The 22,182-nt window shown below is 43.1% G+C and carries 21 protein-coding genes and 3 tRNA genes; 9 read left to right on the forward strand and 15 right to left on the reverse strand.

Annotated features, from left to right (window positions below):
- Positions 1 to 111: 111 nt before the first annotated feature.
- The 4 genes from CXF86_RS07870 to CXF86_RS07885 form a co-directional block, all read right to left on the reverse strand.
- A tRNA-Val gene (locus CXF86_RS07870) sits at positions 112 to 188 on the reverse strand.
- 29 nt (positions 189 to 217) lie between these two features.
- Positions 218 to 294: transfer RNA gene (locus CXF86_RS07875), tRNA-Val, on the reverse strand.
- Positions 295 to 296: 2 nt separating this feature from the next.
- Positions 297 to 373, reverse strand: a tRNA-Met gene (locus CXF86_RS07880).
- A gap of 166 nt (positions 374 to 539) precedes the next feature.
- Positions 540 to 1,898, reverse strand: a complete 1,359-nt coding sequence (locus CXF86_RS07885) for an MATE family efflux transporter (protein ID WP_102038731.1) — start codon at positions 1,896 to 1,898, stop codon at positions 540 to 542.
- A 32-nt stretch (positions 1,899 to 1,930) separates the two neighbouring features.
- Between CXF86_RS07885 and CXF86_RS07890 the strand changes: the two genes are divergently transcribed.
- Positions 1,931 to 2,557 (forward strand): riboflavin synthase subunit alpha, encoded by a 627-nt coding sequence (locus tag CXF86_RS07890; RefSeq protein WP_102038732.1) that lies wholly within the window; start codon positions 1,931 to 1,933, stop codon positions 2,555 to 2,557.
- 269 nt (positions 2,558 to 2,826) lie between these two features.
- Here CXF86_RS07890 and CXF86_RS07895 read toward each other — a convergent pair whose 3' ends face one another.
- From CXF86_RS07895 to CXF86_RS07905, 3 genes are all read right to left on the reverse strand, one after another.
- Positions 2,827 to 3,027, reverse strand: a complete 201-nt coding sequence (locus CXF86_RS07895; protein ID WP_101090253.1) for a CPXCG motif-containing cysteine-rich protein — start codon at positions 3,025 to 3,027, stop codon at positions 2,827 to 2,829.
- 1 nt (position 3,028) lies between these two features.
- The gene (locus tag CXF86_RS07900; protein ID WP_102038733.1) at positions 3,029 to 3,766 is read right to left on the reverse strand and encodes a pteridine reductase; all 738 of its coding nucleotides are present in this window, start codon (positions 3,764 to 3,766) and stop codon (positions 3,029 to 3,031) included.
- Between the two features lie 101 nt (positions 3,767 to 3,867).
- Positions 3,868 to 4,122, reverse strand: a complete 255-nt coding sequence (locus tag CXF86_RS07905; RefSeq protein WP_101090251.1) for a hypothetical protein — start codon at positions 4,120 to 4,122, stop codon at positions 3,868 to 3,870.
- A 288-nt stretch (positions 4,123 to 4,410) separates the two neighbouring features.
- Between CXF86_RS07905 and thrS the strand changes: the two genes are divergently transcribed.
- The 4 genes from thrS to rplT all read left to right on the forward strand — a co-directional run bounded on the left by thrS (position 4,411) and on the right by rplT (position 7,545).
- Complete coding sequence (gene thrS / locus CXF86_RS07910) at positions 4,411 to 6,339, forward strand: threonine--tRNA ligase (protein WP_101090250.1); 1,929 nt, start codon at positions 4,411 to 4,413, stop codon at positions 6,337 to 6,339.
- Positions 6,340 to 6,342: 3 nt separating this feature from the next.
- Entirely contained in the window at positions 6,343 to 6,885 is a 543-nt protein-coding gene (gene infC / locus CXF86_RS07915) for a translation initiation factor IF-3 (protein ID WP_101090249.1), read from the forward strand.
- 87 nt (positions 6,886 to 6,972) lie between these two features.
- A complete protein-coding gene (gene rpmI / locus CXF86_RS07920; RefSeq protein WP_005503401.1) occupies positions 6,973 to 7,167 on the forward strand; it encodes a 50S ribosomal protein L35 in 195 nt (64 codons plus the stop codon).
- Positions 7,168 to 7,185: 18 nt separating this feature from the next.
- The gene (gene rplT / locus CXF86_RS07925) at positions 7,186 to 7,545 is read left to right on the forward strand and encodes a 50S ribosomal protein L20 (RefSeq protein ID WP_012142467.1); all 360 of its coding nucleotides are present in this window, start codon (positions 7,186 to 7,188) and stop codon (positions 7,543 to 7,545) included.
- A 343-nt stretch (positions 7,546 to 7,888) separates the two neighbouring features.
- On the opposite strand, the gene trxB is transcribed toward rplT, so the two are convergent.
- Entirely contained in the window at positions 7,889 to 8,842 is a 954-nt protein-coding gene (gene trxB, locus CXF86_RS07930; protein WP_101090248.1) for a thioredoxin-disulfide reductase, read from the reverse strand.
- Between the two features lie 265 nt (positions 8,843 to 9,107).
- On the opposite strand from trxB, the gene CXF86_RS07935 reads away from it, so the two are divergent.
- From CXF86_RS07935 to CXF86_RS07945, 3 genes are read left to right on the forward strand one after another with little or no spacing between them, the layout of a single operon-like run.
- A complete protein-coding gene (locus CXF86_RS07935; RefSeq protein ID WP_101090247.1) occupies positions 9,108 to 10,235 on the forward strand; it encodes a M14 family metallopeptidase in 1,128 nt (375 codons plus the stop codon).
- A 36-nt stretch (positions 10,236 to 10,271) separates the two neighbouring features.
- Positions 10,272 to 10,589 carry a zinc ribbon domain-containing protein gene (locus tag CXF86_RS07940; protein ID WP_101090246.1) on the forward strand — a complete coding sequence of 106 codons (318 nt, stop codon included), beginning with the start codon at positions 10,272 to 10,274 and terminating at the stop codon, positions 10,587 to 10,589.
- Positions 10,586 to 10,867: a YeaC family protein gene (locus CXF86_RS07945; protein WP_101090245.1), complete on the forward strand. Its 282-nt coding sequence runs from the start codon at positions 10,586 to 10,588 to the stop codon at positions 10,865 to 10,867. The genes CXF86_RS07940 and CXF86_RS07945 overlap by 4 nt, the downstream gene beginning before the upstream one ends.
- A 67-nt stretch (positions 10,868 to 10,934) precedes the next feature.
- On the opposite strand, the gene ansA is transcribed toward CXF86_RS07945, so the two are convergent.
- Both ansA and sppA read right to left on the reverse strand, forming a co-directional pair.
- Positions 10,935 to 11,951, reverse strand: coding sequence for an asparaginase (ansA, locus tag CXF86_RS07950; RefSeq protein WP_102038734.1), 1,017 nt, complete (start codon positions 11,949 to 11,951; stop codon positions 10,935 to 10,937).
- Positions 11,952 to 12,070: 119 nt separating this feature from the next.
- The gene (gene sppA, locus CXF86_RS07955) at positions 12,071 to 13,912 is read right to left on the reverse strand and encodes a signal peptide peptidase SppA (protein ID WP_101090243.1); all 1,842 of its coding nucleotides are present in this window, start codon (positions 13,910 to 13,912) and stop codon (positions 12,071 to 12,073) included.
- 155 nt (positions 13,913 to 14,067) lie between these two features.
- Between sppA and CXF86_RS07960 the strand changes: the two genes are divergently transcribed.
- Positions 14,068 to 16,083, forward strand: coding sequence for an oxidoreductase (locus CXF86_RS07960; RefSeq protein WP_102038735.1), 2,016 nt, complete (start codon positions 14,068 to 14,070; stop codon positions 16,081 to 16,083).
- A 432-nt stretch (positions 16,084 to 16,515) separates the two neighbouring features.
- Here CXF86_RS07960 and yfaE read toward each other — a convergent pair whose 3' ends face one another.
- The 5 genes from yfaE to ubiG form a co-directional block, all read right to left on the reverse strand.
- Positions 16,516 to 16,869, reverse strand: a complete 354-nt coding sequence (gene yfaE, locus CXF86_RS07965) for a class I ribonucleotide reductase maintenance protein YfaE (RefSeq protein WP_101090241.1) — start codon at positions 16,867 to 16,869, stop codon at positions 16,516 to 16,518.
- Positions 16,859 to 17,989 (reverse strand): class Ia ribonucleoside-diphosphate reductase subunit beta, encoded by a 1,131-nt coding sequence (nrdB, locus tag CXF86_RS07970; protein ID WP_101090240.1) that lies wholly within the window; start codon positions 17,987 to 17,989, stop codon positions 16,859 to 16,861. The genes yfaE and nrdB overlap by 11 nt, the downstream gene beginning before the upstream one ends.
- Positions 17,990 to 18,062: 73 nt before the next feature.
- Entirely contained in the window at positions 18,063 to 20,351 is a 2,289-nt protein-coding gene (gene nrdA / locus CXF86_RS07975) for a class 1a ribonucleoside-diphosphate reductase subunit alpha (RefSeq protein WP_101090239.1), read from the reverse strand.
- 401 nt (positions 20,352 to 20,752) lie between these two features.
- Entirely contained in the window at positions 20,753 to 21,448 is a 696-nt protein-coding gene (locus tag CXF86_RS07980) for an HAD family hydrolase (protein ID WP_102038736.1), read from the reverse strand.
- A complete protein-coding gene (ubiG, locus tag CXF86_RS07985; RefSeq protein ID WP_102038737.1) occupies positions 21,441 to 22,151 on the reverse strand; it encodes a bifunctional 2-polyprenyl-6-hydroxyphenol methylase/3-demethylubiquinol 3-O-methyltransferase UbiG in 711 nt (236 codons plus the stop codon). The genes CXF86_RS07980 and ubiG overlap by 8 nt, the downstream gene beginning before the upstream one ends.
- Between the last annotated feature and the right edge of the window lie 31 nt (positions 22,152 to 22,182).

Raw genomic sequence — 22,182 nt, forward strand, 5'->3', positions numbered from 1 at the left:
TTTGAACCAACGACCTTCGGGTTATGAGCCCGACGAGCTACCATACTGCTCCATCCCGCGTCCGGATGTATCATGTTTAAAAACTAGTATTTGAATTCAACTAAAAAGAATTGGTACAACCGAGTGGATTCGAACCACCGACCCCTACCATGTCAAGGTAGTGCTCTAACCAACTGAGCTACGGTTGTATTGTAAAGCGTGACACTATAAACAGAATTGGTACAACCGAGTGGATTCGAACCACCGACCCCTACCATGTCAAGGTAGTGCTCTAACCAACTGAGCTACGGTTGTATTGGTTGCGGGAGCTGGATTTGAACCAACGACCTTCGGGTTATGAGCCCGACGAGCTACCATACTGCTCCATCCCGCGACTGTGTATACTGCATGTCCTGTTGGCTGATGCCTTGGAACGAGCGCTATAGTACGGTCGATGCTGGATTGGCGCAAGTAAAAAAACATTCTTTTGTGTTAAATGCTGCTTTGCTCGCCAACTTGTATGCTCATTAAGCGTTTCGAACGATTTATAAGTAAAAATCTTACATTGCCGAAAGTTTTACACCCCTTTTTTGGATATACCTCAAGCGCATAGCGAATAATATTGCAGCAGTAGTGAGTCCTGCGATGAGTCCAATCCAAAAACCTTGTGCGCCCATTGCTGGAACCAGTATGTCAGTTCGAGCCAATGTGTAGCCAAGTGTCATCCCTACAGCCCAATACGAGACTAACGTAATGTAAAAAGCACTACGGGTATCTTTATAACCGCGCAAGGCTCCTGAAGTGACGACTTGTACGGCATCCGACAATTGATAGATAGCGGCAAAGAACATTAGGCTACCTGCTAATGTAATGACGTCAGGGTTATCATTATAGAGTAGTGCAATTTCATTTCTAAACGTCACCGTAATAATTGCAGTAAATAGTGCAAGTGAGAAAGAGATAATTAACCCAAGTCGGGTGATCATCGCTGCAATTGCAGGTTTATCTTGTCCAAGGTAGTAGCCAACGCGTATCGATACGGCAATACCTATAGATAGTGGCAGCATAAAGACAATGGATGAGAAGTTGAGTGCGATTTGGTGACCAGCGACAATCGTTGCACCGAGGGGCGCCAGTAATAGCGCAATGATTGCAAATAAACTAACTTCAAAAAATAGCGCCATAGCGATTGGGAAGCCATGCTTTGTCATATCGACCATTACTTTTACATTGGGACGATGAAAAGATTTGAAGGGAGCAAGTTCTTTAAATTTGGCATGAAACTGCATATAAATAATCATGGCAATAAGCATTGCCCAAAATACTAAGGCTGTTGCGATGCCACAACCGGCGCCGCCCATTGCGGGCATACCGAAATGGCCATAAATAAAGATATAGTTTGCAGGGATATTGACTGCTAAGCCGACAAAGCCGATCACCATCGTCGGCAGAGTATAAGAAATCCCTTCACTGCAACCGCGAAGTACTTGATATAAGACAAAGGCGGGAACGCCCCACATAAAGCCATTGAGGTAACCCACACTGAGCTGAGCCAGTCGCGGTTCCAAATCCATCAGAGTTAATATATTGTCGGCAAGTGAGAGGAAGAACATCACACCTACGCTGCCTATTATGGCAATATATCCAGCTTGGAAAGCCAACGGTTGTATTGCTTTTTGATCATTAGCACCATGATGGTGAGCAAATACCGGGGTAAATGCCATTAATAGTCCTTGCACGAATAACAATGCAGGGAGCCATAAACTGGAGCCAATAGCAACGGCAGCCATATCAACGGCGCTAACTCGGCCGGCCATTACAGTGTCGATGAAGCCCATCATGGTTTGGGTAACTTGAGCAATGAGTACAGGTAGTGCTAATTGAATTAAACGTTTGGCCTGAAAGCCTGAGTGGTTCATGAATACAGCCCTTAATACATACGAGAGATAAAATGTTTACAGGTATAGTTCAAGCAACATGCGAAGTGTTGGCGATAGATAAAAAAACGGGTTTAAATACGCTACAAATCGAAATTGGACCGGATTTGCGCGAGGGACTTTCACTAGGGGCAAGTGTCGCAAATAACGGTGTTTGTTTAACAGTCACAAGAATGGAAGATGATAGGGTGTTTTTCGATGTAATGGAAGAGACGCTAAAGCTAACTAACCTATCTAATCTGAGACCTGGATCACAAGTTAACATCGAACGGTCGTTAACCTTTGGCAGTGAGATTGGCGGCCACATTTTATCAGGTCATGTGCACACAGAAGCAGAGGTTAAATCGGTAAGTAAAACAGAATCTCACTATGATATTTGTTTGTCTGTTGAACCAAAATGGATGAATTATATTCTTTATAAGGGATTTGTTGGTGTAAACGGCTGTAGCCTTACGGTAGGGGCGGTTACTGAGTCTAGCTTTATGCTGCATTTGATCCCTGAAACATTAAAATTGACCAACTTGGAGTCATACACTGCTGGTGACAAAATCAATATTGAGATTGATAGCCAGACGCAAGCGATTGTTGATACCGTTGAGCGAGTATTAGCCAAGCGTTTTGCTAACTCAATGGACGTTTAACACCCAGTGCACTAAGTATTTGACCCATTTAGAGCGCTTCAGACTTTTCAATTCAAGGCGCATTGGTGAAAAATGGTATTCCCTTTTAAGCCAATGCAAAGCTGGAAAGACTGAGGCGCTTAACGAGTGCGGCCGACGTTTAAAGCAAATGGCAAAGCCCTTAGCTCCAATCCCCATCTTGTCTACAGGGCTTTAAATTCCTGCCGAATGGTCAAACTTTTAAAGCAACTGGATCAATGCACTGTTTGACTCACAAACAGTACATTGAGCTAATAAATTTGTTCGTCATCGGAATCGATATAAAGTTCGATTGTCATTCGCGATTCATCCAGATGCATCCGCATATGAATGGGGTTGCAACATACTCTGCAATCTTCGTAGTAATCTTGATCACCGCCAGTCGCATCAATATTGAGATGTTGATGATGTCCGCAATGTGGGCATGAAATGGTTTTATTGATAAATCGCATATTAAACTCCCGTAAATCCGACTGCGCTTCGTCCTCCATCTACTGCAATAATCTGCCCTGAGATATAAGGAGCGCTGACTAAATGAGATATCAACTTAGCAATGTCGTCCGGCTGGCCAAGCTTAGCTAAGGGAATTTCTTTTAAGACATGGTTCTGAGAGTCATCATTAGATTGTTCTGGCCAGAGGATTGCGCCTGGTGCCACTCCGTTTACGCGGATATCAGGTGCGAGTTCTTGTGCCAGCGAAAGCGTTGCCATCTCAAGTGCTGCCTTTGATATAGAGTATAGTCCATGATCTTTCAGCGGGCGCTTAGCATGGATATCAATTAAATTGATTATGCAGCCTCTTTGCTCTTTGAGTGTCGGCGCAAATTGCTCGGCTAAAAAGTAGGGCGCTAACAGGTTTGTGGCAAGTAGTTGTTGTGCTGCTAAGTAATCCGTTTCACCTAGGGGAGTAGGGGTGAACTCTGACGCATTATTAACTAATACTGCTAAGGGTAATGCCAATGACTTTACGTTGGTAATAAACTGTTGCAGTTCAATCTGGTTATTAAGTTCGGCCTGCATAATTTGTGCAGAGTTAGGCCTTGTCGCATTGAGTTCAGAACACAGTGATAGCGCGTCGTTATAAGATTGGCTGTAATGAATTAATATGTTGAACCCATCGTGGTGAAGCTGCTTAGCAATACAATGTCCAATACGTTTTGCTGCGCCGGTGATGAGTGCCCATTTATTCATAACGCTTTTCCATAAAGTTGTTTGCTATATATAAGGTATTATGGCCTTATCATAAGACATCACACAATCTAATACTGGGTTTAGTATTGATATCGATTGTGCTACTTCGCGACATTATACGTTGTGACCGCCATGCTGCTTAATGATGTCTTGTTTGCTAATTGAAGATAGCTCCCTTGCTCTGTGGCAACGATATTTTCGGTTAATGCCTTTGTCATGTACACCATCGTGTTAGTTAAGTCTGTTTCTATCTCGACGATTAGTTGTGCTTTGTTGATTGTTTGTGATGGTACCTGTGGGCTTTCAGTATATCCGGCTTGCATTAGCGTTGCGGTCAATAACATTAGCTTAATCATAACGTCCTCCTTGTTTAAGACGCGGCTAGATTAACGACTGAAAATGAAGCTGAAGTTACAGTCAGCCTTTATCACTGATGATATTCCCCTGATGTTTTTAATGGTTTGAATAAGAAAAACTAATCTCAAGGTAAAACTTGCATCCACCCATGGCTATCACTTAGAATCACGCTCTTACGCGTCGGAAAACATAGACTCCTGTACGGTCTTGTCCTGGCTGCGTTTTAACTCTTAATTATTAAACCCAAGTGGCCCTACGTGGGGGTCACCACTGGAAAAGGAAAATTCATGCCTGTAATTACACTTCCTGATGGAAGCAAACGCGAGTTTGCTCAACCCGTTTCTACTTTAGATGTTGCTGCCGATATTGGTCCTGGTCTGGCGAAAGCTTGTATTGCCGGACGTATTAATGGTGAGCTGAAAGACGCTTGCGATATCATTGATACCGATTCAGAGCTTTCGATTATCACAGCTAAAGATGAAGAGGGAGTAAAGATCCTTCGCCACTCTTGTGCACATTTGCTCGGCCATGCATTTAAGCAGCTTTGGCCTGACGCTAAAATGGCGATCGGTCCTGTTATCGACAATGGTTTCTATTATGATATCGACTTAGATCATAAATTGACCCAGGAAGATATTGATGCGCTAGAAAAGCGTATGACCCAACTTGCAAAAACTAACTACGCTGTTGATAAACGTGTTGTTAGCTGGCAAGAAGCGCGTGATACCTTTGAAGCTCGCGGTGAAAGCTATAAAATTGCAATCCTTGATGAGAACATCAGCAAAGATGCAACTCCAGCGCTTTATCATCATGAAGAATATGTTGATATGTGCCGTGGTCCGCATGTACCGAACATGAGATTCTGCCAGAACTTTAAGTTGATGAGTGTAGCTGGTGCCTATTGGCGTGGTAACTCAGACAACAAAATGCTGCAACGTATCTACGGTACAGCATGGGCAGACAAGAAAGCACTTAAAGTGCACCTTAACCGTTTAGAAGAAGCGGCTAAGCGTGACCATCGTAAAATTGGTAAGCAGCTAGATCTTTACCATATGCAAGAAGAAGCACCTGGTATGGTGTTTTGGCACAACGATGGCTGGAGTCTATACCTAGAACTTGAAAAGTTCATTCGTCAAAAACTGGGTCAATACACTTATCAAGAAGTTAAAGGTCCATTAATGATGGATCGAGTGTTGTGGGAACGTTCAGGCCATTGGGATAAATATTCCGAGGCAATGTTCACCACTAGCTCTGAGAATCGTGAATACGCCATTAAGCCGATGAACTGTCCTGGACACGTTCAAATATTTAATCAAGGCCTTAAGTCTTATCGCGATTTGCCATTACGTATGGCTGAGTTTGGTTGTTGTCATCGTAATGAGCCATCAGGTTCACTGCATGGCTTAATGCGTGTTCGTGGCTTTACGCAAGATGATGCACATGTTTTCTGTACTGAAGATCAAGTTCAGCAGGAAGTTAGCGCATGTATTCAAATGGTGTATGACACATACGAAACATTTGGCTTTAAAAATATCGCCGTTAAGCTTTCTACTCGTCCTGAAAAACGTATTGGTGATGACGATATGTGGGACCGAGCTGAAGAAGCCTTAAAGCAAGCGCTTACAGCTAATGATATTGAATTTGACATCCTACCCGGTGAAGGTGCTTTTTACGGACCTAAGATCGAATTCACATTACACGATTGTTTAGATAGAGCATGGCAGTGCGGTACTGTACAATTAGATTACGCATTACCTGGTCGTTTAGGTGCAACTTACGTAGCGGAAGACAACAGTCGTCAAACGCCCGTAATGATCCACCGAGCCATTCTTGGTTCATTAGAGCGCTTCTTGGGTATTCTTATTGAAGAGTACGCCGGAAAATTCCCAGCTTGGTTAGCACCTCAACAAGTTGTCGTGATGAATATTACTGACAAACAGTCGGATTATGCTGAAAAAGTTGTCAATTCATTAAAAGAATATGGAATTCGTGCAACTAAAGACTTGAGGAATGAGAAGATAGGCTTTAAAATACGTGAGCACACGTTAAGGCGTGTCCCTTATTTATTGGTCGTTGGTGATCAAGAAATAGAAAATAAGGAAGTCGCGGTGCGTACCCGAGAGGGAGTTGACTTAGGTAAGATGCAAATCGAAGAATTTGCGACTAAGCTCAAGAACCAAATTTCGCTCCGTAGTCTCAATTTGTTGGAGGAATAGGTCATAAAGATCAAAAAAACTGCAGGGCGCCAGGCGGCCCCGAATAGAATAAACGAGCTCATCACTGGTGTTTCAGAAGTCCGTCTTAACGGTCTTGACGGTGAGCAATTAGGTATCTTGACTATTAGTGAAGCACAGGAAGTTGCTGACGAAGCAGGTGTTGATTTAGTAGAAATCAGTCCTAATGCTGAGCCGCCGGTTTGCCGTGTAATGGACTACGGTAAGTTCCTTTTTGATAAAGCGAAAGCTCAAAAAGAACAAAAAAAGAAGCAAAAAATTGTACAGGTGAAGGAAATTAAATTCCGTCCCGGTACAGATTCGAACGATTATCAGGTAAAACTACGCAACCTGACTCGTTTTCTAGAAGACGGCGACAAAGCGAAAGTAACGCTTCGTTTCCGTGGTCGTGAGATGGCTCACCAAAGCCTAGGTATGGATCTTTTGAACCGTATCAAAGCTGATTTGGAAGCAATTGCAGTCGTGGAGTCCTTTCCAAAAATGGAAGGTCGCCAAGCTGTCATGGTTCTCGCACCGAAAAAGAAATAGTAAGGCAATTGAAAGTAGCAGGGTCTTTTTATTAAGATACCTGTTCGCCTTGCGTTTTATTAATTGTCCCAATGCGGAGTTTTAGCAATGCCTAAAATGAAAACAGACAAGGGTGTAGCGAAGCGTTTTAAGAAAACCGCCAATGGTTTTAAACGTAAGCAAGCCCATTTACGTCACATTTTGACCAAGAAGAGCACTAAGCGTAAACGTCACTTACGTGCTAAATGTTTAGTATCTAAAGCTGACATGCCTGCTATTGCACGTCAACTACCTTACGCTTAATTAAAGGAGCAAAGAACAATGCCTAGAGTTAAGCGTGGTGTAACCGCTCGTGCTCGTCACAAAAAAGTACTCAAACTAGCCAAAGGTTATTACGGAGCTCGCTCACGTACTTACCGTGTTGCAAAGCAAGCCGTAACTAAAGCTGGTCAATATGCTTACCGTGACCGTCGTCAGAAGAAACGTCAATTCCGTCAACTTTGGATTGCACGTATCAATGCGGCTTCTCGTCAAAATGGTCTGTCTTACAGCCGTTTCATTAATGGTTTGAAAAAAGCCTCTATTGAAATCGATCGTAAGATCCTGGCTGACATCGCTGTTTTTGATAAAGTTGTATTTACAACTTTAGTAGAAAAAGCAAAAGAAGCTTTAGCTAAGTAATTAGCTGTGATTCTTGTAAAAAGGGAGCCTTAGGGCTCCCTTTTTTGTACCTGAAATTTGTCCCGTCTTGAGAATAAGTTGACGTTTTAGAGACTGATTGATGAAATCTTTAAGTTCCATCAGCAAAAGCGCACACAAGGTGAGCACACTCTGGACTTAACTGTGGTTTTGTTAGGCCTGCAGAAAAAGGCGAACTGACCTAGGTACCGTGATAATTAAGCTAAACATTAGATTATCACCACAAACGTCTTATCTTATCGCGGTACTCATTATCTGACGCTTTTGGTTAATTACAGATACAAAAAAAGCAGGCTTAAAGCCTGCTTTTTATCGAAACTACCAATTACTTCTTGGCGTCTAAGTAACGCTCAGCGTCAAGTGCGGCCATACAGCCTGTACCCGCAGATGTAATCGCTTGGCGGTAATGTTGATCCATTACATCGCCAGCAGCAAATACGCCTTCTATGCTTGTTTGGGTAGCGTTGCCATTAAGGCCACTTTCTACTTTGATATAACCATTGCTCATCTCTAGCTGGCCTTCAAACATACCAGTATTTGGGCTGTGGCCAATGGCGACGAATACGCCAGCCACTTCTAAATCCTTGATGACACCATCTTTAGTGCTCTTCATCTTAAGACCGGTAACGCCCATCGCATTACCAACAACTTCATCGAGAGTGTTGTCTAGGTGTAAGATGATATTGCCGCTCGCCACTTTATCCATCAGACGCTTAGTTAAGATTTTTTCACTGCGGAAACTATCACGACGGTGAATAAGGTGCACTTCAGATGCAATGTTACTGAGGTACAGTGCTTCTTCAACTGCGGTGTTACCACCACCAATAACAGCGACTTTCTGGTTACGATAGAAGAAACCGTCACACGTTGCGCAAGCTGATACGCCACGGCCTTTAAAGGCTTCTTCAGACTCAAGACCTAAGTACATCGCTGATGCACCTGTAGAGATGATGAGTGCATCACAAGTGAACTCGCCGTCATCACCTTTTAACTGGAAAGGGCGGACGTTTAAGTTCACTTCATTGATGTGATCAAAAATAATTTCAGTATCAAACTTTTCAGCATGCTTTTGCATACGTTCCATTAGTGCTGGACCGGTAAGATCATCCGCATCACCTGGCCAGTTTTCAACTTCTGTCGTTGTCGTAAGTTGCCCACCTTGCTGCATACCTGTGATCATGACAGGTTTTAGGTTAGCACGAGCGGCATATACTGCTGCAGTATAGCCAGCAGGGCCTGAACCCAGAATAAGTAAGTTACAATGTCTAGCTTGGGTCATTTGTTTCTCCGTTCTTTTACGAATGCAATGTCTATCAAGGGGGATCAACCCCTCTATCTCTATCAATTGCAGCGATTGTATGGAATTTAAGGTTGTGGGTAAAGCTCTGTATTGAGAGAACACTGCAACGGAAAGCTTACACAGCGTCGATTTTTAGGGGTTTTTACACTGTTTAGGCTGCTCCTTATCACATTTTGGTTTATTCTATAGCGCAAAGATTGAAATCGAGCTGGATCACAGCCTAAAACAGTAGAAAGGAAGTGTTATGCGTATTAGCGCGAATTTTGATGGCGGAAACATAGAAGTAATCAATGCTGACAATAAAGACGATGTGCAGTTGGCCATTCGTCCCGATGAAGGTGGAGAGTTTTTTCAATGGTTTAATTTCAAACTCGATGGTGTTGTTGGTACTCAGTACACGCTTAATATTGTTAATGCGGACAAAGCTTCTTACGTTAAAGGTTGGGATGATTACCAAGCTGTAGCGACTTACGATAGACAAAACTGGTTTAGATTGCCGACGACGTATCAAGACGGCAAATTAACTATCTCAGTTGATCTTGATTGTGATGCAATTCAAATCGCTTATTTTGCGCCATACAGCTATGAGCGTCATCAAGACTTATTAGCGGCCGTACAGGTACATCCACAAGTCAGCTTAGAGCATTTAGGCCTGACATTGGATGAACGTGATATGACGCTCATCAAAGTCGGTGACGGTGACGAAGAGAAAGCCAATATCTGGATCACAGCGCGTCAGCATCCTGGTGAAACTATGGCTGAATGGTTGGTTGAAGGATTAATTAACAACCTGCTTGATAGCGATTGCCCAACGGCTAAATCACTTTTAGACAAAGCTAACTTCTATATTGTGCCAAATATGAACCCAGATGGGAGTGTTCGAGGGCATTTGCGCACCAATGCGGTAGGAACAAATCTTAACCGTGAGTGGCAGTCTCCCTCTTTAGAGAAAAGCCCTGAAGTATTTTATGTGGTTAATAAAATGAAAGAGACGGGTGTTGATCTTTTCTATGACGTGCATGGCGATGAAGGCTTACCGTTCGTATTCCTTGCCGGCTGTGAAGGTGTCCCTGCCTATACCAAAGAAGATGCAGTACGTCAGCAAGCATTTGTAGATGCATTACAAATGGCGAGCCCTGATTTTCAAACTGAATTTGGATATGATAAAGATGCGCCGGGTCAAGCCAACTTAACCGTTGGTTCTAACTGGGTGGCACATACGTTTGGTTGTCTTTCTAACACGTTAGAAATGCCATTCAAAGACAACGACAATATGCCTGATCTTATGGCAGGTTGGTCGCCTGAGCGCTGTATTTACCTTGGTGAAGCATCGTTGATTGCGATGAACGCTGTGGTTGATAAATTAAAGTAAGTTGTACGTTTATTAAATGAGTATTGAGGGGAGTAAATGGCATTAGTTAAGTGTCCTAGCTGTGGTGAACGCATTTCAAGCATGGCTAAAGAGTGCTCGCATTGTAAAGCTAGCATTTCTGCCAACAATGAAAGCCTGCAAGTGATTAGTCATATAAAGCGCTCTAATCAGTTAATGAATCAGAGCTTTTTGGCATTAACGTTATTTATTGGCGGCGTAGTCACTTGGTTTTGGGGGGGAGAACCTGCAGAGGGGACCCGTTCTATTATTGCTGTGTCTGCTTTTACACTGGGTTTTGTTGGCTACTTGGTTACCCGAATGCAAATCGTGCTACATAAACGGAAAAGAGTATGACCGATATAAATAAAGTCATTGATGATATGCCGACTGAAGTTTACCAGCGCTTACTGAGTGCGGTAGAGCTGGGTAAGTGGGAAGATGGCACTGTGCTAACACAAGAGCAGCGTGCGTCGACTCAACAGGTCGTTATGCTTTATCAGGCTAGAAAGCTTACACAAACGGAACACTTCACTATTAACAGTGAAGGTAACGTAAACGAGCTCTCTAAGTCAGAATTAAAGAAGCAGTTCAAAGGCGAGACTATCGCTGAGTTCCAAGAAAAAGAGCTGTAGATTAACACTAAAAGCCCTGTGCTAATTTATTAGCGCAGGGCTTTATCTATTTCTAGAGGCTGATGGTCTAATCTTGGGTTAACTCACCTACAATGGATACTTGCATGGCTTTTCGGATGGCATCAGGGGTGAGATCCGTTGATAATAAATAATGTAGCTTAGCCAGTGCAGCTTCTGTCGTCATGTCGTAGCCGCTGATAACTCCTGCCGATGCAAGTGCATTACCCGTCGCATAACCGCCCATATTGACTTTACCTTGCAAACACTGGGTTAAATTCACCAGTACAATCCCACGCTCGTGTGCATCACGCAGTGTTTTAAGTAACGCGGGTGTTTGTGGTGCATTGCCAACGCCAAAGGTCAGCAATATCAGCGCCTTTACAGGTTGCTGTAATATATTGGCGAAGATTTCTGTACTAATACCAGGGTAAAGAGTCACGACACCTATCGGTTGTGGACTGATATTAATCACATTAAGTGTTTGGCTCGGATTCTCCTTTGCGAGTTTACCTGCATGCCAGCGGATCTTAATTCCAGCTTCTAATAATAATGGGAAATTCGGCGAAGCAAACGCATTAAAGCCGTCAGCATGCGCTTTAGTCGTACGGTTGCCTCTAAACAGTTTGTTATTGAAGAATAAGCACACTTCATCGACAGGATAATTTGCTGCGATATAGAGCGCATTAAGTAAGTTAGTTTGTCCATCGGAACGTAACTGTGCCAGTGGGATCTGTGAGCCGGTAACAATAACGGGTTTAGATAACCCTTGTAACATAAACGATAAAGCAGATGCCGTATACGCCATGGTATCGGTACCATGCAAAATCACGAAGCCATCGTATTGGTCATAATTGGCTTTGATATCATTAGCGATCATCTGCCAATCAGTCGGTGCCATATCTGATGAGTCGATTAGGGGAGAGTATTCACTGATGACAAAGTCTGGCATTTCTTCATGGTAAAACTCAGGCATTGCTTTGATACATCCAGTCAAAAATCCTGCAACAGGGGCAAAGCCTTGTTCAGTTTTTTGCATACCAATAGTACCGCCCGTGTAGGCTACATATATACAGCGTTTAGTCATGTTGGTTTTGATTTTGTTTTTGAACACAATGGGATGATTATAAAGGTGTGGATATAATAAAGCCCAGTAAAACTGGGCTTTATTTAATAAAACTTTAGTGAGTGATAAAGCTTTATGACTTAGTCACTGCAAGTATCACAGTAAAGATAGACACCATTTGGATCATCAAACGTCTGCAATGTCTGAGCAACTGTTGAAAACTGACCCAAAAGTTGTTCAATTAGCGTGGTTTTTACCAAACTTTGTGGCATGTATACCGACGCGCTAGCAAACATCTCTTGTACAAACAGATCTTGCGGTGATAGCTCTTGCTCAATCACTTCGGTATCAAAATGTTCGATTGATGCCATATCCGCTGCTCGCGATACTGCGTCTTGTAGATCACCGAGTTCATCTACCAGACCAAGCTCAAGTGCCTTACGGCCAGTCCAAACACGGCCCTGTGCAATACTATCTACTTGCTCAAGGCTCATATCACGCTCTTTAGCGACTAATGAAATGAAGTCGTTATATCCGCGTTCAATATGGCGCTGAATAATAGCACTGATCCCTGGAGAAAGACCTTTGGTGACAGAAAATCCTGCCCAGTCAGAAGTTGCAACACCATCGGTATGGACACCTATGCTCGCAAGCGAGTCTTCAAAGGTGGTGACCATTCCGAAAATGCCGATAGAGCCTGTCAACGTTGTTGGGGTGGCGTAGATATAATCTGCACTGGCTGATATCCAGTATCCACCGGACGCTGCATAGCTGCCCATACTGACAACAACAGGTTTATTGGCTGTTTTAAGGGCTAATACTTCTTGGCGGATCTGCTCTGATGCGAATGCACTGCCACCAGGACTATCAACACGAAGTACCACGGCTTTAATGGAATCATCAAAACGTGCTTTACGGAGCAACTTAGCGGTGCTTTCTCCGCCAATCTGCCCAGCAGGTTGCGCGCCATTCATGATCGTGCCTTTGGCAACGATGATGCCGACTTTATTGTCTGATAAAAGCAGTGGATGACTTGCCGTTACAGAAAGGTAATCATAGAAATCGATCTGTTTGAATGACTCACCATCGGCAGATTCACCGACGGCATCAACCATGCTCAATCGAAATCCTTCCGCTGTTTTAAGGTTATCAACCCAATTCATATTCAGCGCCATTTGACTAGACTGACCTTCCGCTTTGTCTAACTGGGCTAAATAGTCCTCTGCGCTCAAAGATAGACTCGTTGCAGGGATATCTCGGTTTTGTCCAACCGTAGTACTGTAGCTTTCCCATAAATCATTTAATAAGGTTAAGTTAGCCTCTTTAGCTGCGTCTGACATGTCATCACGAATAAAGGGTTCTACTGCAGATTTAAATGTACCGACGCGGAAGACATGAGCTTTAATTTTAAGCTTGTCTAAGGCTGACTTAAAATACTGGCGGTAACGACCTAAGCCTTCAATTTCAACGCTGCCCTGTGGGTTTAAGGTGATGCTATCTGCAAAGCTGGCGAGGAAGTACTGATTTTGTCCGTACCAATTTGCGTGAGCAACAATGGGTTTACCCGATTCTTTAAAGTTGTTTAAGGCATCACCAATCGATTGTAGCTTACTCATGCCTGTGCCACTAAGGTGGCCTAAGTCGAGTACTAACTGACTGATCCGATTGTCAGCAGCGGCATTGTTAACAACATCAATGACATCTGCTAATAGGATCTCGCCACCAGCATCTTTACCATTACCACTTTTCATTGCCGCTTCAAAAGGGTCTACATGGCGTTTTTGATCAACGATTGCTCCAGAAAGGTTCAGCACCAGTGCTGAACCATCTTCTACTTTTATGCTTTCTTCACCGCTTAATACTACGATGAGTGCGATGACAATACCGAAAAAGAAAAGGTTTAAAAATAGTTTTCTTGTGCCGTTGATTACATTCCAGCTAAGTAGGAATATCTTTTTAAATATTGAGGGTTTAGCGGGCATCAGCCACTCCTTTGAATCCGAATTATGACAATGCTAACTGAAAACAGTCTCGAAAGGAAAATTCAATTGTAAAGGAATCTAATCACTCACTTATTGAGCTTATGGTTTACACAATGTATGCTGAATTAAATCACTTGTTTAAAAAGGACGTTTGAATGTCGTTTCCGCATTTATTAGAACCCTTAGATCTGGGCTTTACCCAGTTAAAGAACCGTGTGCTGATGGGCTCAATGCATACTGGTTTGGAAGAAGAAAAGGGCGGTTTTGAGAAACTGGCAGTGTTTTATAAAGAGCGTGCACAAGGCGGAGTAGGTCTTATCGTTACCGGCGGTATTTCACCTAATCTCCGTGGGCGGTTGGCGCCTAATGCTTGTCAGTTGAGTTTTCCATGGCAGGTAAAGAAACACACTATCGTCACTAAAGCAGTGCATGACGCCGGCGGTAAGATATGCATGCAACTACTACACGCGGGACGTTATGGTTATCACCCATTCTCGCAGGCCCCGAGTAAAATAAAATCTCCGATTACCCCTTTCACACCATCTGAAATGTCTACAAGACAAGTAGCCGCAACGATTAAAGACTATGCAACCAGTGCTGCACTGGCTAAAAAAGCAGGTTATGACGGCGTAGAGGTGATGGGCAGTGAAGGTTATTTGATAAACCAGTTTGTTAGCTCTCGCACCAACAAGCGTACAGATAAGTGGGGCGGTGCATTTGAAAATAGAGCACAGTTCCCTGTTGAGATCGTAAATCAGATCCGCGCCAAAGTGGGCACTGATTTTATTATCATTTTTAGATTGTCTATGCTTGATCTGGTTGATAATGGCTCCACTTGGGATGAAGTTGTACAACTTGCAAAACGGTTAGAAAGCGCGGGTGTAACGATTATAAACACCGGCATAGGCTGGCATGAAGCGCGTATTCCGACCATTGCCACTAGCGTACCTCGCGGCGCGTTTGCATGGGTGACGGAAAAGCTGATGAAAGAGATGTCTATTCCGCTTATCGCGACTAATCGCATTAATACACCCGAGATAGCAGAATCTATTATTGCGTCGGGCCAAGCAGATATGGTGTCGATGGCTAGGCCTTTCTTAGCCGATCCTGAATTTGTAAATAAAGCTGAAGCTAACACACCTGAACTTATCAATACTTGCATTGGCTGTAACCAAGCGTGTCTTGATCATAGCTTTGCGCTTAAACGAGCAACCTGTTTAGTTAACCCACGTGCTTGCTATGAAACCGAGCTTAACTTCACCCCAGCGAACATTAAAAAGCGTATTGCGGTAATGGGCGCAGGCCCTGCAGGGATGGCGTTCTCAGTATATGCGGCGACTCGAGGTCATGAAGTGGTTTTGTTTGAGGCAAAATCTGAAGTCGGTGGACAATTTAACTTAGCCAGGAAGATCCCTGGCAAAGAGGAGTTCGACGAGACCATTAGATATTTTCTAAACCAGATAAAACTGCATAAGATTGAACTGCGTCTAAATACTCGACTCGATGCTAGTGTCATTAGAGATGAAAAATTTGACGAAATAGTGATGTCATCGGGGGTTAAACCGCGTCCGCTTGATTTACCTGGTTTCGATAGTGAAAAGGTGGTTGATTACCAACAAGTACTCAACGGCGAAGTTGAAATTGGACAGAAAGTTGCTTTGATTGGTGCTGGCGGTATTGGTTTTGATATGGCGCACTATTTATGCGAAGAAGAATCGTCTACGTTAAACCCAAATAAATGGTTAAAGCAGTGGGGTATTGATAAAGAATACCAAACTGCAGGTGGCTTAACAGAGCCTGTTCTCGATGAAAAGCATCGTGAGGTGGTGTTACTGCAACGTAAAACCACAAAAATGGGTAAAGGATTGGGTAAAACAACGGGCTGGATCCACCGTTCAGTATTGAAGCAACATAAAGTGGTGATGAAAACCGGCGTATCTTATGAAAAGTTTGATGATGAAGGGCTGCATATCACCGTTAATGACAAGGCTGAGGTGTTAGCAGTCGATAATGTTGTACTCTGCGCGGGTCAGGTTTCAAATACTGTACTGCTTGAAGAGATGAAGTCTACTGGAATTCCGGTTCATCTGATTGGCGGAGCTGACGTTGCCGCTGAACTTGATGCCAAGCGTGCTATACGCCAAGGTGCGGAGCTCGCTATCGCTCTTTAAGCGAACCGTTCAATATTCCAATAAAAGCCTGTTTAGTTCAATACGCGAACTAAACAGGCTTTTTTGTCATTAATGTTTTGTGTTTAGATAACAAGTTAAAGATTAATATTTTTCAAAATAATGAGGCTGCTAGTGGTTATTGCAATAGATAGTCATTTAACCTCCTAATTCCTACGCACGAGAGCATACGGAGAAGTAGAGGGAGTCGGGTATTAGCGGGGCATGTTAGGTTATAGAAAGCTTGGAGGAGTCTATAGTTTGATATGTCGAGCATTGATGAAGCTCTAGTGTTCACTGGTGCATACTAACGGAGTGTTTAATGGTGGACTTATGTCTGGGGAGGGTAGTGCGTTATGCACTGAAATAAATGAACTGCAGAGATTAATGACATAAAACTGCGGTCATGACTCTCTGCAATCTAAACTGTTGCTGTTAATCTATAGATTCGTGAGTTTCAGGTTGCTTACGTTTGGGTGCTCTAACAACGACTTCCGCACCTTCCCCTGAAAGTTCTAAATTTATATCGGTCGTTGGAATACAACAACATGGCAGACATTCGTCTGCTTCTAATGTCACTAGCGGTTCAGTTATATAGCTAACGGAACCACTAATCACTTTAGTTTTGCATTGCCCACAAAATCCATTTCGGCATTCAGAAAAAGTCTTCACTTTTTTCTGCTCTAATGCTTCAAGCAAGGTCAGGTGCTGTTGATTAAACAACAGCACCGGTTGGCCTTGTAGGCTAACGATGGGGGCTTTTTTTAAGCTGAGATGCTTAAAGGTCAAAGTCTAAAAACTCATCTTCATCAATAGAAGAATCGATTTGGCCAACTAAGTATGATGAAACTTCAACTTCTTGAGGTGCCACCTGAACCGCGTCACTCTCGAGCCAGTTCTTCATCCATGGAAGTGGGTTAGTTATCTCAGCGTACGGTGATTCAAAGTTAACTGACTTCATACGTTCGTTAGTAATGTACTCGACGTACTGACAAAGGATGTGTTCATTTAAGCCAATCATTGAACCGTCTTTGAACAGGTATTTAGCCCACTCTTTTTCTTGCTCTGCAGCTTTGACAAAAATGTCGATGGCAGTTTGTTTGCACTCTTTAGCTATCTCTGCCATTTCAGGATCATCTTTACCTGCATGCATGATTTTTAAAATGTGTTGCGTGCTGTTCAAGTGCAATGCTTCATCGCGGGCAATTAGGCGAATGATTTTTGCATTACCTTCCATAACGTTGCGCTCTGCAAATGCAAACGAGCAAGCAAAACTAACATAGAAACGAATGGCTTCAAGCACGTTAACAGACACCATACATAAGTAGAGTGCTTTCTTTATTTCTCGCTTAGTGACTTCAACAGTTTCGCCATTAATTTGATGGCTACCTTCACCGTGTAAGTGGAATGCTTGGCTAAGTATGATGAGCTCGTCGTAATAAGCTGCAATGTCAGTTGCTCGCTTAAGGATCTCTTTATTCTCGACGATATCGTCAAAAACAACCGATGGATCATTAACGATATTACGGATGATATGAGTGTATGAGCGCGAATGAATCGTTTCTGAAAACGACCATGTCTCAATCCATGTCTCTAACTCAGGCAGAGATACTAACGGTAAAAATGCGACGTTGGGTGAACGTCCTTGAATTGAATCAAGTAGAGTCTGATATTTTAAGTTCGAAATGAAAATATGCTTTTCATGCTCAGGCAGTGCAGCGTAATCTATTTTATCTTTGCTGACGTCAACTTCTTCAGGGCGCCAAAAGAATGAAAGCTGTTTTTCAATCAGTTTTTCAAATACTTCATATTTCTGTTGGTCATAACGCGCAACGTTAACTGACTGCCCAAGAAACATAGGTTCAAGCAGTGCATTGTTAGGTGTTTGACAAAATGTAGAATAGGCCATTTTTCTATCTTCCGATAATGGGGGCTTTGCCCCCTTTAATTAACGTTTAATACTCATGAATAACTGCTCGAGACTAGATTTTACATGCGCCGCCTTCGCAGCTGTCATCTTCTACTTCAACGGAAGTAATGTCATCATGATTATCTGAAGCACCATCACGAGTATTGTGATAGTAAAGTGTCTTCACACCGTATTTATAAGCAGTCAATAAGTCTTTCAGCAGTACCTTCATTGGCACTCTTCCACCCTCAAAACGAGATGGGTCGTAGTTGGTGTTAGCTGAAATAGATTGATCAACAAACTTCTGCATTAAACCGACTAACTGTATGTAACCATCGTTATTAGGCATCTGCCACAATAGTTCATAACTATGCTGATATTTTTCAAAGTCAGGAACAACTTGCTTTAATTGACCATCTTTACTGGCTTTAACGCTGATGAGACCGCGCGGTGGCTCAATGCCGTTAGTGGCGTTAGAGATCTGCGAAGAGGTCTCTGACGGCATTAATGCCGAAAGGGTAGAGTTACGCAGTCCGTGAGTTTTAATCTCTTCACGCAGCGTTTCCCAATCCATATGCAATGGCTCGTCACAGATTTTGTCCAAGTCACGCTTATAGGTATCGATAGGTAAGATCCCTTTCGAATACGTGGTTTCGTGGAACGCTGGGCAAGCCCCTTGCTCTTTAGCCAAGTTCATTGACGCTTTCAATAGATAGTACTGGATTGCTTCAAATGTCTTATGGGTAAGACCATTTGCTGAACCATCTGAATAGCGCACACCTTCTTTCGCGAGATAGTTAGCGAAGTTGATAACTCCGATCCCTAAAGTACGACGATTCATCGATGCTTTTTCAGCAGAGATAATCGGATAATCTTGATAGTCTAATAAGTTATCCAGTGCTCGTACGGCAAGATCTGCCAATGGCTCTAGCTCTTCAAGCTTTTTAATCGCGCCTAAGTTCAACGCTGAAAGCGTACAAAGGGCAATTTCACCGTCAGGATCATTGATGTTGTTCAATGGCTTAGTCGGCAGCGCTATTTCTAAACATAAGTTAGATTGACGGATTGGCGCTACTTTTGAATCAAATGGACTGTGCGTGTTGCAGTGATCCACGTTTTGAATATAGATACGACCCGTAGAGGCACGCTCTTGCATCATCAATGAAAACAGTTCAACGGCTTTAATTTGTTGCTTACGGATACTCTCGTCAGCTTCATATTTAAGGTAGAGACGTTCAAATTCATCTTGATCTTCAAAGAACGCATCGTACATGCCAGGCACATCTGATGGGCTGAACAAGCTAATCATGCCACCTTGGATAAGGCGCTGGTACATCAGCTTATTAATTTGCACGCCGTAATCTAGGTGACGAATACGGTTGTCATCTACGCCACGGTTATTCTTAAGTACCAGTAACGATTCAACTTCTAGATGCCACATAGGGTAGAAGAGGGTGGCAGCACCGCCGCGTACGCCGCCTTGTGAGCACGATTTGACAGCGGTTTGGAAATACTTATAAAACGGTAAACAACCGGTGTGGAATGCTTCACCACCACGAATAGGGCTACCTAGCGCGCGAATTCGACCGGCATTCACACCAATCCCAGCTCGCTGAGAGACGTATTTAACGATTGAAGATGCAGTGGCATTAATTGAATCTAAGCTGTCACCACATTCAATTAGCACGCAAGAGCTGAATTGGCGTGTTGGTGTACGCACACCCGCCATAATCGGTGTGGGTAGTGAAATCTTAAACGTCGATGTTGCATCGTAAAAATCTTTTACGTACTTAAGACGTGTTTCTTTTGGATATTTAGCAAATAAACAGGCTGCAACCAAAATATAAAGAAACTGTGCACTTTCATAAATTTCATGAGTGACACGGTTTTGAACTAAATACTTACCTTCTAACTGCTTAACGGCTGCATAAGAGAAGTTCATGTCACGCCAATGATCAATGTAGCTACCTAATATATCGATCTCTTCGCGGCTATAGTCCTGCAGTATGTGGGCATCGTACTTGCCCAGTTCTACTAAGTGAACGACATGTTCGTAAAGTTTTGGTGGTTCAAACTGACCAAACGCCTTTTTACGAAGATGGAAAATGGCCAATCTTGCAGATAAAAACTGATAGTCAGGTGACTCGGGGGAAATTAAGTCTGCAGCGGCTTTAATGATAGTCTCGTGGATCGCTTCAGTTGGGATCCCTTCGAAAAACTGTAGGTGAGAACGTAGTTCAACTTCAGACACCGAGACATTAGTCAGTCCCTTTGCCGCCCATTCAATAACACGATGGATTTTTTCGAGATCGATTGTCTCACGTTCGCCACTGCGTTTTGTGACTGTCATATTACTATTCATTAAAGATAAACCTTGGTTCTTATATTGATGAAAGTGACCTGCATAGGTGCACCGTACATTTCCCTGTAAACAATCCAAACGAAACCGTAAAACAGTGGCTTCCAATTTATTGACACAAACTGCTAAATAGTGTCTCTGATTGCCACTTACACACAATATATGGTGTTTTTAAATTTCTTAGGTACAAGATAGTGAGGTTCGGGGTTATTTGCAAGTGCGAATTCTGGGAACAAGTTGTGGATATCTTGAGGATAATTTTGACAGTTAGTAACAGCTAACCCTTAAAGCTTGTTTTGATTTGGGTTCCTAGCGGAAGATGAATATTTATACAGCCAAAAATGGATTTGAAGATCGCAGGATCCTTGAGCGATCTTCACTTATCAATATACTGATAATATAACTCAGTCATTTAGCTGAAGCGTGAACCATTTCATCAGCTCATCTGAGTTAGCAAAGCAAATGTCAGTTGGCCAGGCATTAATATCATCGTTGGGCGCGATATAACCCCACGCTGCTAAGCCAGCTTGCATATTGGCTGCTCGAGCAGCAACCATGTCTCTTTCTGCATCGCCCAAATAAAGAATATGTTGGCAACTTACACCGATTTGCTGAGCCGCCAGTAGCATAGGGGCGGTATGAGGTTTTGAATAAAGTGTTGAATCGCCACTCACAATGGCAGGCATCTGTTTGTCTAGGCCTAATTTAATCAGCAGTGGTCGAGTAAAACGAGCAGGCTTATTGGTGACCACGCCGTAGGGAATATCATTAAGCTTTAACAAGCTAAGAAAAGGCCACAGCCCAGGGAATAAGTCACAGTTGTTACCATTAACCTTTTCATAATTCTCTAGCAGCGCCAATTGTACTTGTCGTTGAATATCATCATTGGCATTAGGAAGGGCAGCGCGAACCATGGCTAAGCTGCCATGAGATGCTACATTACGCTGTTGACTTAAGGTGACTGTCGAGTAACCAAATTGGGTCAGGCTGATATTTAGCGCATCAACCATATCCGGAGCGGTGTCTGCAAGTGTGCCATCAAGATCAAAAAGCACCGCTTTAATGGCACGGTGCTTTGTAGAAGGGTTACTGTCAGTCATTCTTTACTGTGGTAATCATATAATTGACTTCTAAGCTTTTAGTATACTTAAACACATCCGTAATAGGGTTGTAGGTTATCCCTACGGCATCATTACAGATAAGCTCGGCGTTATCCGCAAGTGCAATGAGTTCAGAAGGCTTAATGAACTTTTTGTGGTCATGAGTGGCAACAGGTAACATTTTCAGCAAATATTCTGCGCCGAGGATTGTTTCGACATAAGCTCTCATATTTCTATTAATAGTAGAGAAGAAAACAAAGCCACCCGGTTTTACCATATCTGCGCAGGCTTGGATCACTGAGCTTGGATCGGGTACATGCTCGAGCATCTCCATACACGTAATGACATCATATTGTTGTCTGTGCTCATCACGATGGTTTTCTGCGGTGTTCTTTATATAGTTTACCGAGACACCCATTTCTAAAGCATGTAAACGAGCGACGTCGAGTGGCTCATCACCCATATCTAAACCGGTCACGTTTGCGCCGATACGCGCCATGCTTTCAGACAAGATACCGCCACCGCAACCAACATCAAGTACGTTCTTGCCAAAAATGCCACCAGCGGTTTGATCTATATAATTGAGGCGAAGTGGATTTAAATTGTGCAGAGGCTTGAATTCACCGTTTAGATCCCACCAAGTGGCGGCCATTTTTTCAAATTTAGCAATCTCTTCAGGATCGACATTATGATTGTTTTGCACTATTAATTACCTCAGATCGATTAATTCGTCT

Source organism: Shewanella sp. GutCb, from assembly GCF_002836135.1.
Taxonomy (GTDB): Bacteria; Pseudomonadota; Gammaproteobacteria; order Enterobacterales; family Shewanellaceae; genus Shewanella.